Origin of the sequence: Bacillus manliponensis (genome assembly GCF_000712595.1) — a bacterium.
Lineage (GTDB): Bacteria > Bacillota > Bacilli > Bacillales > Bacillaceae_G > Bacillus_A > Bacillus_A manliponensis.
On sequence record NZ_JOTN01000065.1, the window covers coordinates 1 to 1263 of the forward strand.

General features: G+C 31.7%; 1 protein-coding gene. It reads left to right on the plus strand.

Annotated features, from left to right (window positions below):
* Positions 1-301: 301 nt before the first annotated feature.
* Positions 302-1263 (plus strand): cache domain-containing protein (locus BAMA_RS23205; protein ID WP_200874723.1); only part of this gene is annotated, 962 nt, incomplete at its 3' end.

Consider the following 1263-nt stretch of genomic DNA (forward strand, 5'->3'; position numbering starts at 1 on the left):
AAGAATTACAAGAAATGATAGGGAAGTTTAAGATATAGAGGATGATGAGGAAAGAGAGCATATACGATTGATATGCTCTCTTATCACGAGGTGACGAGTTTTTTATAGGAGCCCAATTTGTCATACTGAATGGAGTTTTTATAGAAATATTATAGTTTTGACAAAAATATTGTATTTTTAGGTGTTGAACAACTTTGAATCTATATATAAAATTAATTAGATATAATTTATTTTATATAGTCTGATTGTCTTTTAACGTGGAAAGACATTTAGTTTGAATAATGTGGAAAGGAAGTTTTGTATGTTAAATGTATTAGAAGTCTTTCGTAAGAGAGGAATAAAGAAAAAGTTAATAGAATCATTTATTTTAATATTGATTCTCCCGAGTATTGCGATTGGTTGGATGTCTTATCAAACAGCAGAAGATAATTTTCAGAAATCAATGATGAAAGCTGCAGATGGGAATGTAAAGATTTTAAATAACTTTATTTCAAAGGAATTAAAGGCGAAGGAAATTGATGCAGAGTATTTTACGAAAACTTTTCATCAAGGGAGTTATCAAGAAGGAGCAATAGATAGTATTCATATTGAGTTAGATAAGTATAGAGATATGCACCCGGAGGTTGAAGCAATTTACACAGGTACTGCGGATGGGATTTTTATTCAATCTCCACAAGTACAGATGCCAGAAGGTTATAATCCGGCTGAACGTCCGTGGTATCAAGAAGCTGCTAAAAATAAAAATAAAATAGTTATTACACCACCTTACGAGTCAAAAACAACAGGAAATATTGTTGTAACAATTGCAAGAGAAAATGATGATGGTAGCGGCGTGATTGGAATCGATCTTTCGCTTAATAGCATTGTTGAAACGACGAAAATGGTTAATATCGGGGAAAAAGGTTATGTAGCTATTTTTGATGCTAATAAAAATGTCATCGTGCACCCAACTTTAAAAGCTGCTGAAAAGTCTAGTGGTGAAATTATAGAGCGATTGTTCGAAAAAGAATCAGGTCAAATCTCATATGATTTTGAAGGAAGCGATAGACATACGATTTTCCAAACAAATGAAATAACAGGATGGAAATTAGCTGGAACAATGTTTTCTGAAGAAATTGATGAAGCGGCTCAACCGATTTTTAATAACACAGTAATGGTTATTATTGTGTCGTTATTAATTGGTGGTGTGTTAATTTATTTCATTATCAATTCAATTATTAAACCATTAAAACAGCTTGTTGCATCATCTAAGAAAATAAGTGA